This window comes from Mycobacterium sp. E3298 (assembly GCF_001666895.1).
GTDB lineage: Bacteria > Actinomycetota > Actinomycetes > Mycobacteriales > Mycobacteriaceae > Mycobacterium.
In genome coordinates this window covers 19366-33946 of record NZ_LZJB01000378.1, presented here as the reverse complement: position 1 = coordinate 33946, position 14581 = coordinate 19366, and the positions used below count along the sequence as shown (strand labels likewise).

15 protein-coding genes and 2 pseudogenes are annotated in these 14581 nt (G+C 70.9%); 10 read left to right on the top strand and 7 right to left on the bottom strand.

Annotated features, from left to right (window positions below; genetic code table 11):
• Positions 1-768, bottom strand: a pseudogene (locus A9X05_RS17610) (primosome assembly protein PriA); the annotation flags it as partial.
• Between A9X05_RS17610 and A9X05_RS17605 the strand changes: the two are divergent.
• Both A9X05_RS17605 and A9X05_RS17600 read left to right on the top strand, forming a co-directional pair.
• Positions 759-1478 (top strand): annotated as a pseudogene (locus A9X05_RS17605) (primosome assembly protein PriA); the annotation flags it as partial. The pseudogenes A9X05_RS17610 and A9X05_RS17605 sit on opposite strands and share 10 nt — an antisense overlap.
• A 129-nt stretch (positions 1479-1607) precedes the next feature.
• A complete protein-coding gene (locus tag A9X05_RS17600) occupies positions 1608-2096 on the top strand; it encodes a MarR family winged helix-turn-helix transcriptional regulator (protein WP_067783046.1) in 489 nt (162 codons plus the stop codon).
• Between the two features lie 3 nt (positions 2097-2099).
• On the opposite strand, the gene A9X05_RS17595 is transcribed toward A9X05_RS17600, so the two are convergent.
• Positions 2100-2912, bottom strand: coding sequence for a class I SAM-dependent methyltransferase (locus A9X05_RS17595; RefSeq protein WP_067783044.1), 813 nt, complete (start codon positions 2910-2912; stop codon positions 2100-2102).
• A gap of 170 nt (positions 2913-3082) precedes the next feature.
• Here A9X05_RS17595 and fmt point away from each other — a divergent pair, with 170 nt between their 5' ends.
• The 4 genes from fmt (at position 3083) to ribD (ending at position 7203) form a co-directional block, all read left to right on the top strand.
• On the top strand, positions 3083-4015 hold the full coding sequence (fmt, locus tag A9X05_RS17590) for a methionyl-tRNA formyltransferase (RefSeq protein WP_067783058.1): 933 nt from the start codon (positions 3083-3085) through the stop codon (positions 4013-4015).
• Positions 4012-5400, top strand: coding sequence for an RsmB/NOP family class I SAM-dependent RNA methyltransferase (locus tag A9X05_RS17585; RefSeq protein WP_067783041.1), 1389 nt, complete (start codon positions 4012-4014; stop codon positions 5398-5400). The genes fmt and A9X05_RS17585 overlap by 4 nt, the downstream gene beginning before the upstream one ends.
• Before the next feature lie 85 nt (positions 5401-5485).
• The gene (gene rpe, locus A9X05_RS17580; protein ID WP_156670055.1) at positions 5486-6184 is read left to right on the top strand and encodes a ribulose-phosphate 3-epimerase; all 699 of its coding nucleotides are present in this window, start codon (positions 5486-5488) and stop codon (positions 6182-6184) included.
• Positions 6181-7203: a bifunctional diaminohydroxyphosphoribosylaminopyrimidine deaminase/5-amino-6-(5-phosphoribosylamino)uracil reductase RibD gene (gene ribD, locus A9X05_RS17575; protein ID WP_067783036.1), complete on the top strand. Its 1023-nt coding sequence runs from the start codon at positions 6181-6183 to the stop codon at positions 7201-7203. Before rpe ends, ribD begins: the two co-directional genes overlap by 4 nt.
• On the opposite strand, the gene A9X05_RS17570 is transcribed toward ribD, so the two are convergent.
• From A9X05_RS17570 to A9X05_RS17560, 3 genes are all read right to left on the bottom strand, one after another.
• The gene (locus tag A9X05_RS17570; protein WP_067752946.1) at positions 7200-8186 is read right to left on the bottom strand and encodes a diguanylate cyclase; all 987 of its coding nucleotides are present in this window, start codon (positions 8184-8186) and stop codon (positions 7200-7202) included. The genes ribD and A9X05_RS17570 overlap by 4 nt on opposite strands.
• A gap of 109 nt (positions 8187-8295) precedes the next feature.
• The gene (locus tag A9X05_RS17565; protein WP_067783032.1) at positions 8296-9852 is read right to left on the bottom strand and encodes an MFS transporter; all 1557 of its coding nucleotides are present in this window, start codon (positions 9850-9852) and stop codon (positions 8296-8298) included.
• Positions 9849-10565 carry an LppX_LprAFG lipoprotein gene (locus tag A9X05_RS17560; protein ID WP_304442453.1) on the bottom strand — a complete coding sequence of 239 codons (717 nt, stop codon included), beginning with the start codon at positions 10563-10565 and terminating at the stop codon, positions 9849-9851. Before A9X05_RS17560 ends, A9X05_RS17565 begins: the two co-directional genes overlap by 4 nt.
• 120 nt (positions 10566-10685) lie before the next feature.
• Here A9X05_RS17560 and A9X05_RS17555 point away from each other — a divergent pair, with 120 nt between their 5' ends.
• The gene (locus A9X05_RS17555; RefSeq protein ID WP_067783025.1) at positions 10686-11279 is read left to right on the top strand and encodes a riboflavin synthase; all 594 of its coding nucleotides are present in this window, start codon (positions 10686-10688) and stop codon (positions 11277-11279) included.
• 15 nt (positions 11280-11294) lie between these two features.
• On the opposite strand, the gene A9X05_RS29890 is transcribed toward A9X05_RS17555, so the two are convergent.
• Entirely contained in the window at positions 11295-11570 is a 276-nt protein-coding gene (locus tag A9X05_RS29890) for a hypothetical protein (protein WP_067891074.1), read from the bottom strand.
• Positions 11571-11751: 181 nt separating this feature from the next.
• Between A9X05_RS29890 and A9X05_RS17550 the strand changes: the two genes are divergently transcribed.
• Genes A9X05_RS17550 through A9X05_RS17540 form a run of 3 tightly spaced genes read left to right on the top strand, consistent with a single transcriptional unit; the run spans position 11752 to position 13963 of the window.
• Complete coding sequence (locus A9X05_RS17550) at positions 11752-13029, top strand: bifunctional 3,4-dihydroxy-2-butanone-4-phosphate synthase/GTP cyclohydrolase II (RefSeq protein ID WP_067752970.1); 1278 nt, start codon at positions 11752-11754, stop codon at positions 13027-13029.
• On the top strand, positions 13026-13505 hold the full coding sequence (gene ribH / locus A9X05_RS17545) for a 6,7-dimethyl-8-ribityllumazine synthase (RefSeq protein ID WP_067275845.1): 480 nt from the start codon (positions 13026-13028) through the stop codon (positions 13503-13505). Before A9X05_RS17550 ends, ribH begins: the two co-directional genes overlap by 4 nt.
• Positions 13502-13963, top strand: a complete 462-nt coding sequence (locus A9X05_RS17540; RefSeq protein ID WP_067783022.1) for a PH domain-containing protein — start codon at positions 13502-13504, stop codon at positions 13961-13963. Before ribH ends, A9X05_RS17540 begins: the two co-directional genes overlap by 4 nt.
• Positions 13964-14011: 48 nt before the next feature.
• Here A9X05_RS17540 and A9X05_RS17535 read toward each other — a convergent pair whose 3' ends face one another.
• Positions 14012-14350, bottom strand: a complete 339-nt coding sequence (locus tag A9X05_RS17535; RefSeq protein ID WP_067275840.1) for a hemophore-related protein — start codon at positions 14348-14350, stop codon at positions 14012-14014.
• Positions 14351-14581 lie beyond the last annotated feature (231 nt).

Below are 14581 nucleotides of genomic sequence, written 5' to 3'. Positions count from 1 at the left end.
CGCGGCCAGCAGCAGCGCCGCCCCGTAACCGCCCGCCGCGGCGGGCTCCGCCCCCGGCGTGGCCACCACCAGCGCCGGGCCCGCGGCCACCTGCGGAACGACGCCCTCGCCCGACGAGGTGACCACCGCGGTGCCGGGAAACGCGCGCCCGAGTTCCTCGGCGGTGCGGCGCGCCCCGACGACCACGGCGCGCACCGCGTCCGACCCGCAGCGCGCGCAGCGCCGCGTCGGCTCAGTCCGCCCGCACCAACGGCAGACCAGCGCCGGGCCGCCCTCCCGCAACGACTCGGCCAGGGAGAGCGGACCCGTGCAGTGCCGGCACCGGGCGATGGTGCGGCAGCGCGCGCAGGCCAGCGACGGGACGTATCCGCGCCGCGGCACCTGCACCAGCACCGGCGCCCCGGCCTCCAGCGACGAGCGGGCGGCGCGCAGCGCGATCGACGGGATGCGCGCGGTCCGCGCGGCCGGGTCGCGTTCGTCGGCGTAACCGGTGTCGTCGAGGGCGACCACCCGCGGCGTGCGGGCGCGCACCACCGCCCGGGCCGCGACGATGTCGTGCGCCCACCCGCTGCGCACCAACGCCTGCGCCTCGGCGGTGCGCGCGTAGCCCCCGATCAGCGCCGCGCACCGCGCCTGGTGGGCGCGCAGCATCGCCACCTCGCGGGCGTGCGGGTACGGCGCCCGGGGCTCGGCCAGGCTGTCGTCGGCGTCCGCCCACACCATCACCAGACCCAGATCGCTCAGCGGCGCGAAAGCCGCGCTGCGGGTCGGACGCGGTGCGCGCCGTGGTCGTCGGGGCGCGCCGCACCGCCGAGGAACTCGGGCGCGCGTTTCCCGGCACCGCGGTGGTCACCTCGTCGGGCGAGGGCGTCGTTCCGCAGGTGGCCGCGGGCCCGGCGCTGGTGGTGGCCACGCCGGGGGCGGAGCCCGCCGCGGCGGGCGGTTACGGGGCGGCGCTGCTGCTGGACACCTGGGCGCTGCTGGGCCGCCAGGACCTGCGCGCCGCGGAGGACGCGCTGTGGCGCTGGATGTCCGCCGCGGCGCTGGTGCGTGCCCGCGGCGACGGCGGGGTGGTGCTGGCGGTGGCCGAATCGTCGATTCCCACGGTGCAATCGCTGATCCGCTGGGATCCGGTGGGTCATGCCGAGGCCGACCTGGCGGCCCGGACAGAGGTGGGCCTGCCGCCGAGCGTGCACATGGCGGCCCTGGACGGCGCCGCCGACGCGGTGGCGGCGCTGCTCGAGGAGGCCGGGTTACCGGAGGGCGCCGACGTGTTGGGGCCGGTGGATTTGCCGGCGGGTATCCGCCGGCCGGCGGGGACCCCGGCCGGCGTGCCGGTGACCAGGATGCTGGTGCGCGCCCGCCGGGAGCAGGGGCTGGCGCTGGCCGCGGCGCTGCGCCGCGGCGTGAGCGTGTTGTCCGCGCGCCAGACCCACGAGCCGGTCCGGGTGCAGATCGATCCGCTGCACATCGGATGACCTCGCCAAATCCTGCCCGAGGCGATAGTATGCGTCGGAAATAATGCCTGACTACGACATTGGAAGGTTGTTACACTTCCTGGTCTTCTGCCGCCGATAGGCCGGAGACGATCCCGAAGAAGGGGCGAGATGGCAGCGGAGAACGTGACCACGGCGGACGATTCGCTGGACGTAATCACCGACGCTTTGCTGACGGCTTCCCGCTTGCTGGTCGCCATTTCGGCGCGGTCCATCGGGCAGGTGGACGAGACCATCACGATTCCGCAGTTCCGGACGCTGGTGATCCTGTCCAATCGGGGCTCGGTGAACCTCGCCACGCTGGCCGGCCTGCTCGGGGTGCAGCCGTCGGCCACCGGGCGGATGGTCGACCGGCTGGTCGCGGCCGGGCTGATCGACCGCCTCCCGCACCCGACCTCCCGGCGCGAGCTGCTGGCCGCGCTGACGAAGCGCGGGCGCGAGGTCGTTCGCCAGGTCACCTCCTACCGGCGCGCCGAGATCGCGGCCATCGTGGAAAAGATGCCGCCGGCGGAGCGCCACGGGCTGGTGCGGGCCCTGACCGCCTTCACCGCCGCCGGCGGCGAGCCGGACGTTCACCTCGACGCCGAGATCGACCTTTAGCCGTCACCGCTTCTCGGCGGTGACCAGCAGGTACTCCCAGTCCATGCTGCCGTAGGCGAGATATTGCTCCGCGAGCTCGACGAGTTGCGCGTCCAGCTCGGCGGCCAGCACGCGGTTGTGGCCGATGTTCGTGTAGGCCTCGATCGTCGGGCCGTAGTGGTTCTTGAAGTAGGCGTGCACCGCCTCGGCGCTGTCGAACCGGTTCACTTTGAGCAGTCCGCGCACCGCGGTCACCCGCCCGACGCGGCGGCCCAGCAGTCCGGTGACGTAGCCCTCGCGCCCCCACAGCGCGGCGGGCGGCACGGCCTGCGACAGGCTGGGGCGGTACGGCCGGATGGTGGCGAGCATCCGGCCGAAGAATCCCTCCGGCGTCCAACTGATCACGCCGATCGTCCCGCCCGGCCGGCAGACCCGGACCAGCTCGTCGGCGGCCCGCTGCTGATCGGGGGCGAACTGGATGCCGATCGCGGACATCACGACGTCGAACTCGCCGTCGCCGAAGGGCAGCGCGTGCGCGTTGGCTTCCCGGTAGTCGAGCGTCAGGCCCTGCGCCGCGGCGCGGGCCCGCGACCGCTGCAGCAGCTCGGGGGTGAGGTCGCTGGACACCACCGTGGCACCCGTGGCGGCCGCGGGCAGCGAGATGTTTCCGGAGCCGGCGGCGACGTCGAGCACGCGGACGCCGGGGCCGATGCCGGTGGCCCTGACCAGGACCGGGCCCAACGGCGCCATCACTTCCTCGGCCATCAGGGCGTAGTCTCCCAGCGCCCATACGGTGCGATGCACGGCGCTGTCGCTGATCGTCGTGTCGAGGGTCATCAGACCTCCTTCGTGGTAAGGAAAAGGGCTGCCCACTCGACCCCGTTGTCACCAGCACGGCAGTGCGGTCACATCGGCAGATGGTAACCGCTAGAAACAGTATGCATGAGAAATAATCGACCCGCGCAAGTTTTTGGTGGGTGGCGGGCGCCGCTTTCTAGACTGTGCCGGTGCGTCTCGTCTTCGCCGGCACCCCCGAACCCGCGCTGCCCGCGCTGCGCCGCCTCATCGACTCGCCCCGTCACGAGGTGATCGCCGTGCTGACCCGGCCCGACGCGGCCGTCGGCCGACACGGTCGGCCGCAGCCGTCGCCGGTGGCCCGCGAAGCGCTCGACCGGGGCATCCCGTTGCTGCGGCCGGCGCGGCCGAACTCGGACGAATTCGTCGCCGAACTGCGAGAGCTGGCGCCCGACTGCTGCGCCGTCGTGGCCTACGGCGCCTTGCTGCGCGACGGCCTGCTCGGCGTGCCCCCGCACGGATGGATCAACCTGCACTTCTCGCTGCTACCAGCCTGGCGCGGGGCGGCGCCGGTGCAGGCGGCGATCGCGGCCGGGGACACCGTCACCGGCGCGACGACCTTTCAGATCGAGCCCAGCCTGGACTCCGGGCCCGTCTACGGCGTCGTCACCGAGACGATCCGGCCGACCGACACCGCCGGGGAACTGCTTGGGCGACTGGCCGTTTCGGGCGCGGCGCTGCTGTCGACCACCATGGACGGCATCGAAGACCGGACGTTGACGCCGCGACCGCAACCCGCCGACGGGGTCAGCATCGCGCCGAAGATCACCGTCGAGCAGGCCCGCGTGCGCTGGGACCTGCCGGCGCCGGTCGTGGAGCGCCGGATCCGCTCGGTCACACCCAATCCGGGCGCCTGGACGCTGATCGGCGACCTGCGCATCAAGCTCGGCCCGGTGAGTATCGACGCCGATGCCCCAGAACCGTTGGCGCCCGGCGCTATTCACGTTGACCGCAAGAACGTGTGGATCGGCACCGGCTCGCAGGCGGTGCGGCTGGGCCAAATTCAACCACCCGGCAAGAAGCTCATGAGCGCGGTCGACTGGGCCCGGGGAGCGCGTCTCGACTCCGCGGCGCGGGCGACATGAGCCCGCCGCGGCCCACCGACCGCGGGCGCGGCAGGCGGCGGCGGCCGTTCGACCCGGCACGCGCCGCCGCGTTCGACGTGCTGCGGGCGGTCAGCGAGCGCGACTCCTACGCGAACCTGGCCCTGCCCGCCCTGCTGCGCGAACGCGGAATCGGCGGCCGCGACGCCGCGTTCGCCACCGAACTGACCTACGGCACCTGCCGCACCCGGGGCCTGCTCGACGCGGTCATCGGGGCCGCCGCCAACCGGTCGCCGGACACCATCGACCCGGTGCTGCTCGATCTGCTCCGGTTGGGCACCTACCAGTTGCTGCGCACCAGGGTCGACACCTACGCCGCGGTCTCGACGACGGTGGAACAGGCGGGGATCGAATTCGATTCGGCGCGAGCGGGTTTCGTCAACGGCGTACTGCGCGCCGTCGCCGCCCGGGACGAGAAGTCCTGGGTCGAGGAGCTGGCGCCCGATTCGGCGCGCGATCCGGTCGGTCATGCCGCCTTCGTGCACGCGCACCCGCGCTGGATCGCGCAGGCCTTCGCCGATGCGCTGGGGCCGGCCGCGGCCGAGCTCGACGCGGTGCTGGCCAGCGACGACGACCGCCCGCAGGTGCACCTGGCGGCCCGCCCCGGTGTGCTGAGCGCCGCCGAGCTGGCCGACGCCGTCGGCGGCACGGTCGGCCGGTATTCGCCCTACGCGGTGTACCTGCCGGGCGGCGACCCGGGTCGGCTGGCCCAGGTACGCGATGGCGCCGCGCTGGTCCAGGACGAGGGCAGCCAGCTGGTCGCGCGGGCGCTGACCTTGGCGCCGGTCGAGGGCGATGCGGGGCGGTGGCTGGACCTGTGTGCCGGACCGGGCGGCAAGACCGCGCTGCTGGCCGCGCTGGGCTCGGAGTCCGGGGCCCGCGTCACGGCCGTGGAGCCCGCGCCCCGCCGCGCCGACCTGGTTGTGCAGAACACCCGCGGCCTCCCGGTCGACGTGCTGCGGGTGGACGGGCGGCAAAGCGGACTCGAGCCGACGTTCGACCGGGTTCTCGTCGACGCGCCGTGCACCGGGCTGGGCGCGCTGCGGCGCCGGCCCGAGGCCCGGTGGCGACGCCAGCCGGGCGACGTGCCCGCGCTCACCAAATTGCAGCGCGAGCTGCTGGGCGCCGCGATCGAGCTGACCCGGCCGGGCGGTGTGGTGCTCTACGCGACCTGCTCGCCGCATCTCGCCGAGACCGTCGGCGTGGTGGCCGACGCGCTGCGCCGGCATCCGGTGTCCGCGTTGGACACTCGGCCGCTCTTCGAGCCGGTCACCGGGCTGGGGGATGGGCCGCACGTCCAGCTCTGGCCGCATCGACACGGCACCGATGCGATGTTCGCGGCCGCGGTGCGCCGAGAAGCGGGGTAGGGCCGCGGCGAGCGCCCGGGCAATCGGGCGCGGGCGGGGAACGGCGCGGCTTGCCGGCGTGAAGCCGCCGGCGGCGCTCAGTAGTCTGGCGCACATGTCTGGCAACACCGGTAGGCCGCTGATCGCGCCGTCCATCCTGTCCGCCGATTTCGCGCGGCTAGCCGACGAGGCCGCCGCCGTCGTGGGCGCCGACTGGCTGCACGTCGACGTGATGGACAACCACTTCGTGCCGAACCTGACCATCGGCCTGCCGGTGGTCGAAAGCCTGCTGGCCACCACGAACATCCCGATGGACTGCCATCTGATGATCGAGGACCCCGACCGGTGGGCGCCCGGCTACGCCGAGGCCGGCGCCTACAACGTGACGTTCCACGCCGAGGCCACCGACAACCCGGTCGGCGTGGCGCGCGATATCCGCGCCGCGGGCGCCAAGGCCGGCATCAGCGTCAAGCCGGGCACCCCGCTCGAGCCGTACCTGGAGATCCTGCCGCAGTTCGACACGCTGCTGATCATGTCGGTCGAACCCGGCTTCGGCGGCCAAAGCTTCATCCCCGACGTGCTGAGCAAGGTGCGCACCGCGCGCAAGCTGATCGACGCCGGGGAGCTGACGATCCTGGTCGAGATCGACGGCGGCATCAACGACGACACCATCGAGCAGGCCGCCGAGGCCGGCGTCGACTGCTTCGTCGCCGGGTCGGCCGTTTACGGCGCGGAGGACCCGGAGGCCGCCATCGAGGCGCTGCGGAGGCAGGCCGCCGCCGCCTCACCGCACCTGCGCCGATGAACCAGCCCGCGGGCGGCCTCGACGCGGCCATGCGCCTGGCGATCGAGCAGTCCAACCACGTCAAGGGCACCACCTATCCGAACCCGCCCGTGGGTGCGGTCATCCTGGACTCCGCGGGCGTGGTCGTCGGCGTCGGTGGTACCGAACCCGCCGGCGGCGACCACGCCGAGGTGTTGGCGTTGCGGCGGGCCGGCGACCTGGCGGCCGGTGGAACCGCGGTGGTCACCCTCGAGCCTTGCAACCACTACGGCAAGACCCCGCCGTGCGTGAACGCCCTCCTGGCCGCCGAGCTCGCGGCGGTGGTTTACGCCGTCGCCGACCCGAACCCGGACGCCGCCGGTGGCGCGGCCCGGCTGACCGAGGCCGGCGTGCGGGTGACGGCCGGGGTGCTGGGCGACGAGGTGGCCGGCGGGCCCTTGCGGGAGTGGCTGCACAAGCAGCGGACCGGGCTGCCGCACGTCACCTGGAAGTACGCCGGCAGCGTCGACGGCCGCAGCGCGGCCGCCGATGGCACCAGCCAATGGATTTCCAGCGAGGCCTCGCGGCTGGACCTGCATCGCCGCCGCGCGGCGGCCGACGCGATCGTGGTCGGCACGGGCACCGTGCTTGCCGACGATCCGGCGCTGACCGCCCGGTTGCCCGACGGCTCGCTGGCCGACCGGCAACCGCTGCGCGTGGTGGTGGGAATGCGCGAAATACCTTCGGAGGCAAAGGTTCTCAACGACGACTCGCGGACCATGGTGATTCGCACGCACGACCCCATGGAGGTGATCAAGGCGTTGTCGGACCGCACCGACGTCCTGCTGGAGGGCGGTCCCACCCTCGCGGGCGCGTTCCTGCGGGCGGGGGCGATCAACCGCATCCTGGCGTACGTCGCGCCGACGCTGCTGGGCGGCCCGATCTCCGTCGTCGACGACGTCGGGGTGCCCACCATCGCGCGGGCGTTGCGCTGGCATTTCGACGGAGTGGACCGGCTCGGGCCGGATCTCGTGCTCAGCCTGGTTCCACGCGTCGATTAGCGGTGACCGGCCGAATCGCCTTGCATCGGGTCCTTGCCGGTTAGGCCGCGCGCACGCTTGTCGGCATACATGTCTGCGTCGGCAAGACGCATGACGTCGCGCTCGCCGGCGGCAATGCCTGCGCTGAAGTCGACCGGCGCGCCGACCTCGGCCCACCGGCGGCGGAGCCGATCGAGGATCCGCCCGGCCTCTGGAGTATCGGCATCGATCAGCAGGAGGAGGAATTCGTCGCCGCCGATGCGGAAGGCGACGTCATTCTTGCGGGCCGACCGGCGCAGCGCGTCGGCGAAGGCGACCAGAACTTCATCGCCGGCCTCGTGGCCGTGACGGTCGTTGTAGCGCTTGAAGTTGTCGAGATCGGCGAGCACCACGGCGCACCGGCCGGCGTGTTGCGACAGCCGGTGTGCCAGGGTGGTCCGGTTCAGCAATCGGGTCAACGCGTCGGTCTGCGCGATGTCGCGCAGTAACAGGCTCTGCTGCACGAGCCGGTCGATGAGCCAGGCCGGCACCTCCGCGACGAGGACCCACATGGTCGCGGCCAGCACCACGGTCAGCGTCGAGGCGGGAAGCGGTTTCACGCAGGCCACCACGAACGCCGCGGCGCCGAGCGGGAGCAGGGCCAGTGAGCGCCACCGCCGACCGGTGAGGCCGAGGTAGGCGAAGGTGATCGTGATCGTGCCGGGGAAGTCGCGCGTGGCGGCCGGTTCGATGGCTCCGGCGAGGAGGGTGACGACAAGCGACGCCACCGGCCATCCCACCAGCAATCCGCGCCGGCCTTGCCAACCGCGGAGCCGGCCCGTCAGCGCGACGAACGCCGCCAGCAACGCGGCCGCGCCGAGCGCCCAATTCAGGGTGGTGTCGCGGCCGGTGGTTCCGGCGTGCGCTCCGGCCGCGGCGTATAAGCCGAGCATCGCAAGGAACGCCGTGCAGCCGATCGCGTGCAACCGTTCGGCTGACGGTTGAGGATCAATGCGCCACGGCACGCAGCCAGAATAGGAGACCCGGGGCCACCGTGCGGGACCCAAGCGCCGGTGCCGGCCACCCTGTCGGGTGTGCTACCGGTCCGCCGGTGACGATCGGAAGCGCGTAGCGCTAGCGCTCGCCCAACGAAACCGCTTGCGGCTCAACGACTTCCGGCTCGTCGGCGTGTTCCTTGCGGCCGCCGATCAACAGGCCGAGCAGCGCTCCCACGATGCAGATGACCACGGTGGCGCTGAAGATGTCGCCGTACATCATCGCGAACGCCTTGAGGTACATCGTCCCCTGCGCCGCGATCCGCTCCAGCAGGGAGGCGTTGGGCGGTATCGCGGCGGTCAGCCCCGCCACGATCTGGTTGAACCGGTAGAGGCCCCACGCGCTGAGCGCGGCGACCCCGATCAGCATGCCGGTCATCCGGGCCACCACCACGGCCGCCGAGGCGATGCCGTGCTGGGCCGACGGTACGACCCGCAGCGCCGCGGACGTCAGGGGCCCGATCACCAGGCCCAGGCCGATGCCGGCGACCAGAAGGTCGGCGTGCAACACGGGAACGCTGAACACCCCGAAGATGTCGTGCTTCTGGCTCAATACGTCCTGGCGCCAGTAGTGGATCAGCCAGTAACCGTAGGCCGCGATCAGCAGACCGATGAACGTCATCACCCGATCGCCCACGCGGGTGGCGATCCAGCCGCCCAGCACGGCCCCGATCGGCAGCGCGATCAAGAACCACAACAACAAGCCGGCGGCCTGCGTCTGGTCCATCTGCAGCACGCCCTGGCCGAACAGCTCCACGTCGACCAGCGTCACCATCAGCGCCGCACCGGCGGCCAACGATGCGCCCAGCGCGGCCAGGAAGGGGCGGAAGTGCACCCCCGCCGGCTCGATCAGCCGGGTACGCGAGAACCGTTCCCACAGCAAAAACAGCACCGCGACGACGACCGCCCCGATGACCAGCGGCAGCCCGTAGCTCGGCAGGATCTGCTTGCCGTCGGGTTGCGGGTTGTACAAGCCGATGACGGCCAGGCCCAGGGCGACCGCGAGCAGCACGCCGCCGACCAGGTCGACCCGCTCGGGGTTCTCGACCTTCTCGCGCGACGGGAGGCTGAATTGGATCATCGCCATCGCGATCAGGGTGAGCGGCACGTTGATCCAGAACACGTAGCGCCAGTCGTGGAACAGGTACACGATGAAGATCCCGTACAGCGGGCCCAGCACGCTGCCGAGCTCCTGCGCGGCGCCGATGCCGCCCAGCACGCCGGCGCGGTTGCGCTGCGCCCACAGGTCGGCGCCCAGGGCGAGGGTGACCGGCAGCAGCGCGCCGCTGGCCACACCCTGGATGGTGCGTCCGGCGATCAGCAGGTGGAAATCGCCCCAGTGCCCGGCGAGGGCGGTCACCACCGACCCCACCATGAATAGGGCCAGGCTGACCTGCAGCACCAGCTTGCGGCCGAACCGGTCCGAGGCCCGGCCCAGCAGCGGCATCGCGGCGATGTAGCCCAGCAGGTACATCGTGATGATCCAGGTGATGCGCTGCAGCTGGTTGATGGGGATGTGAACGTCGCTCATGATGTCGCGCATGATCGTCACGACGACATAGGCGTCCAGGGCCCCCAGCAGGACCGCCAGACTGCCGGCGCTGATCGCGACGCGGCGTCCGGTCTGCGAACTCATGAACTCACCGGGGGCTTGGTGACCTGGACCTGCTCGCCCCAGTTGGACAGGGTGACCTGCACGGAATTGCCCGAACTCTTCTGCAGGTTGGCCTGCACCAGCTGGTGCTCACCGGACTCTTGCACCCACACGGTGCTCGGCACCGGCTGCGTCGCGTTGAACTGCGGCATGATCTTGTTCACCGCATCGGCGGACACGTTCCCGCTGATGCGAATGGTGTTCTGCCCATTGATGGTTTCGCGGCCCTCGGCCTTGGCGTTGCTGAAGTTGGCCAGCGCGTTGCCCAGCCCGCTGTCCGGGTTCAGCAGCACGGACACGTCGTAGATGTCGGATGCCTTGCCGAAGTCGCTCCACTTGTTCGGCGTCAGGGTGGCGTACAGCGTGCCGTCGACGACCACGAAGTTGGCGTCGATGTCGGATCCACCGAGCGTGATCGTGGCGTTGCCCGACGCGGCGGTGGCCGGCGCCGTGGTGAGGTCACCGGTGAGCGTCTTGATGGGCAGCCCCTGGATCTTGCCTTGGATCGACAGGACCAGGTGCACGCTCTTGACGGCCTTCGTGGCGTCGGCCGACTGCTTGACCAGGGTCGTGGCGTCGGGCAGCGGGGCGCCGCTCTGCTTTGAACCCGACGAACAGCCGGCGATCAGGGCGGTGGCGAGGGTCAGGGATGCGATGACGGCCGATAGACGGCGGCGGGTCTGCATACCTTGCATCGTAGAGGGTGCCGCCGGCCGGCTTTGGAGACGCGGGGGCCCGGTGCCGGCCCGGCGACGCCGGTTTGGGCTGCTCACCAGCGCGACCGCCGCGTTTGGGCGTCCGATTAACCTGATGGCATGTTCACCGGAATTGTCGAGGAACTCGGAGAGGTGACGGGCCGCGACGTGCTGGCCGACGCCGCGCGGCTCACCATCCGCGGACCCGTCGTCACCTCGGACGCCGGGCACGGCGACTCGATCGCCGTCAACGGCGTCTGCCTGACCGTCGCGGAGCTGCTGCCCGACGGTCAGTTCACCGCCGACGTGATGGCCGAGACCCTGAGCCGGTCGAACCTGGGCGCCCTGGAGGTCGGCAGCCCGGTCAACCTGGAGCGCGCCGCGGCGGTGAACAGCCGGCTCGGTGGGCACATCGTGCAGGGCCACGTGGACGGGACCGGCCGGGTGGTCAGCCGGTCGCCGTCCGAGCACTGGGAAGTGGTGCGGATCGAGATCCCCGCGGCGGTGGCGCGTTACGTCGTCGAGAAGGGATCGATCACCGTCGACGGCATCTCCCTGACGGTCTCCGGGCTCGGCCCCGACTGGTTCGAGGTTTCGCTGATCCCCACGACCCGGGAGCTGACCACGTTGGGTCGCGCTCCGGTCGGGACGCAAGTGAACCTGGAAGTCGACGTGATCGCCAAATACGTCGAGCGGTTGCTCACCGCGCGATAAGCCTGCCGCCTCGGGTCAGCAGGGCTCGCCCGGCGGCGTCCAATACGGCTCCCCGGACGGGGTGTAGCACGGCGGTGGCGCGTCGGGCGGCGGGACCGTCATCGCACCGGCCGGCAGGACCCAGTTACCCCAGCGCCCCGGGTCGGTGCAGCCACCGACGCTCACATGCCGACCGCCGACGTCGGCGCACGCGTCGGCCGTCGCCCGTTGCGGGCAGGCGATACCCGCTCCAAGTCCGGCCGCGAATATCGAGGTCACGACCGGTACCGCCAGTCTCACAGTGATGCTCATGCCGGTCAGCGTAGATTGCTGGCCGCGAACAGGGAGCCGTTTGGCCGCAGTCGGCCTATTGCTGGGGCGCGCCCGCGGTCCCTGTGAACAGCATCGCAATAACCGGCCTCGCCCGGTGGTTCATACTGAATGCAAGACTTGGGCTCTTCCTGCGGACCCCTGAGACAGCAAGGTAGCGACGATGACGAGGTTGGACTCCGTCGAGAGGGCGGTTGCCGACATTGCGGCCGGTAAGGCCGTGGTCGTCATCGACGACGAGGACCGCGAGAACGAAGGCGATCTGATCTTCGCCGCCGAGAAGGCGACGCCGGAGATGGTGGCGTTCATGGTCCGCTACACCTCGGGCTACCTCTGTGTGCCGCTGGACGGCGCGATCTGCGACCGGCTGGGTCTGCTGCCCATGTACGCGGTGAACCAGGACAAGCATGGGACCGCCTACACCGTCACCGTCGACGCGAAAAACGGTGTGGGCACCGGAATCTCGGCCTCCGATCGGGCCACCACCATGCGGCTGCTGGCCGACCCCGCCAGCATCGCCAACGATTTCACTCGCCCGGGGCACGTGGTTCCGTTACGCGCCAAGGACGGCGGCGTGCTGCGCCGGCCCGGGCACACCGAGGCCGCCGTCGACCTGGCCCGGATGGCCGGGTTGCAGCCGGCGGGCGCGATCTGCGAGATCGTCAGCCAAAAGGACGAAGGCTCGATGGCGCAGACCGATGAGCTGCGAGTGTTCGCCGACGAGCACGACCTCGCACTGATCACCATCGCCGACCTCATCGAGTGGCGGCGCAAGCACGAGAAGCACATCGAGCGGATCGCCGAGGCCCGCATACCGACCCGGCACGGCGAGTTTCGTGCCATCGGCTACGCCAGCATCTACGAGGACGTCGAGCACGTCGCGCTGGTGCGCGGCGAGATCGCCGGGCCGAACGCCGACGGCGACGACGTCTTGGTGCGCGTGCACTCCGAGTGCCTGACCGGTGACGTGTTCGGCTCTCGGCGCTGCGATTGCGGGCCCCAGCTGGACGCCGCGATGGCCATGGTCGCGCGGGAGGGGCGAGGCATCGTGCTGTACATGCGCGGCCACGAGGGCCGCGGCATCGGCCTGATGCACAAGCTGCAGGCCTACCAGCTGCAGGACGCCGGCGAGGACACCGTCGACGCCAATCTCAAACTCGGATTGCCTGCCGACGCAAGGGATTACGGAATCGGGGCGCAGATCCTGGTCGACCTCGGGGTGCGCTCGATGCGGCTGCTGACCAACAACCCGGCCAAGCGCGTCGGGCTGGACGGCTACGGCCTGCACATCATCGAGCGGGTGCCGCTGCCCGTCCGCGCCAACGCCGAGAACATCCGCTACCTGATGACCAAGCGCGACAAGATGGGCCACGACCTCGCCGGTCTCGACGACTTCCACGAATCGGTTCACCTGCCGGGCGAATTCGGCGGCGCTCTGTGAGCGGTAGCGGCGAGCCGGACATCCCGGCGCTCGACGCGTCCGGCCTGCGCGTCGGCATCGTGGCCAGCACCTGGCACAGCAAGATCTGCGAAGCGCTGCTGGACGGCGCCCGCCGGGTGGCCGCCGAGTCGGGCATCGACAACCCGACGGTGGTCCGCGTGCTGGGCGCCATCGAACTCCCGGTGGTGGCGCAGGAGCTCGCTCGCAACCACGACGCGGTCATCGCCCTCGGCGTCGTGATCCGCGGGGGAACACCGCACTTCGAGTACGTCTGCGATGCGGTGACCCAGGGCTTGACCCGGGTGGCGCTGGACGCCTCGACGCCGGTCGCCAACGGGGTGCTGACGACCAACACCGAGCAGCAGGCCCTTGATCGCGCCGGGCTTCCGGAATCGGTCGAAGACAAGGGCGCCCAGGCGGCCGGGGCGGCACTGACCGCGGCGCTGACGCTGCGTGAGCTGCGCGCTCGGTCGTGACCACGGGCGAGGGCTGGGACGTCGAGTTGCGTCCCCACCGCACACCGATATTCGTCTACGTCGCGGCGTTCACCATCGCCGCGGTGCACATCGCGATCGGCTTCCTGCTCAAGGTCGGATCCACCGGGGTGGTGTTCCAGACCACCGACCAGGTGGCGATGGCCCTGCTCGGCCTGGTGCTCGCCGGGCTGGTGCTGCTGTTCGCCCGGCCGCGGCTGCGGATCGGGGCGGCGGGAATCTCCGTGCGAAACCTGTTGGGCGACAAGCTCATCGAGTGGCCGGACGTCACCGGCGTCTCGTTCCCGGTGGGCAACCGGTGGGCGCGCGTCGATCTACCCGACGACGAATACATTCCCGTGATGGCCATCCAGGCCGTCGACAAGGAACGCGCGGTCAGCGCCATGGACACCGTGCGATCGCTGCTGGCGCAGTACCGCCCGGACCTCCCTGCCCGCTGAAGGGAGCTACCCGTGCCGGCACGGATAGCTCCCCATCAGGTGAGCGGGTCAGAAGTTCTTACAGTCGGTCATCATCTGCTGGAAGATCGGCAAAGCCTGCTGCGCGCCCTGGTTGTGCTCGATGGCGTGCAGCAGGTTCACGCGCTGATCCGGCGACGACGCCAGGTACTGCTGCAAGAACTGCTGGTTCGGCGGCGACTGGTCGAGGTACTGGGCGGCCATCGGGTTTTCCGCGTGCACCGCCCGCATCGCCTGGTCGTAGCTGCAGGTCGTGTTGATCATCGGGCCGTAGTCGGGGGCTGCTGATGCGACCCCGGCTGCGGCGGTCGACGCCAATGCCAGGCCGCCGACCCCCATCGCGATCCTGGTCAACGAGCGCTTGAACATCTGTGGACTCCCTCCATTGATTGCCACCCACTGTAACGTCCAGCTACCCCCTTGGTAACCAGAACAAACCGTCCACACCGCCGACCGGTCGTCATAATCCGAGGTCATTCGGCCTTTTCGGGAAGTGGCGGATCTGTCGGTGGGCTACTCGTCTATCGAACAAGCGCTCGAATGCGTTACAGAAGCGCCCGAACCGGGGTCGGCGTTTTCGCCGCGTCGAGCCGTGATCCC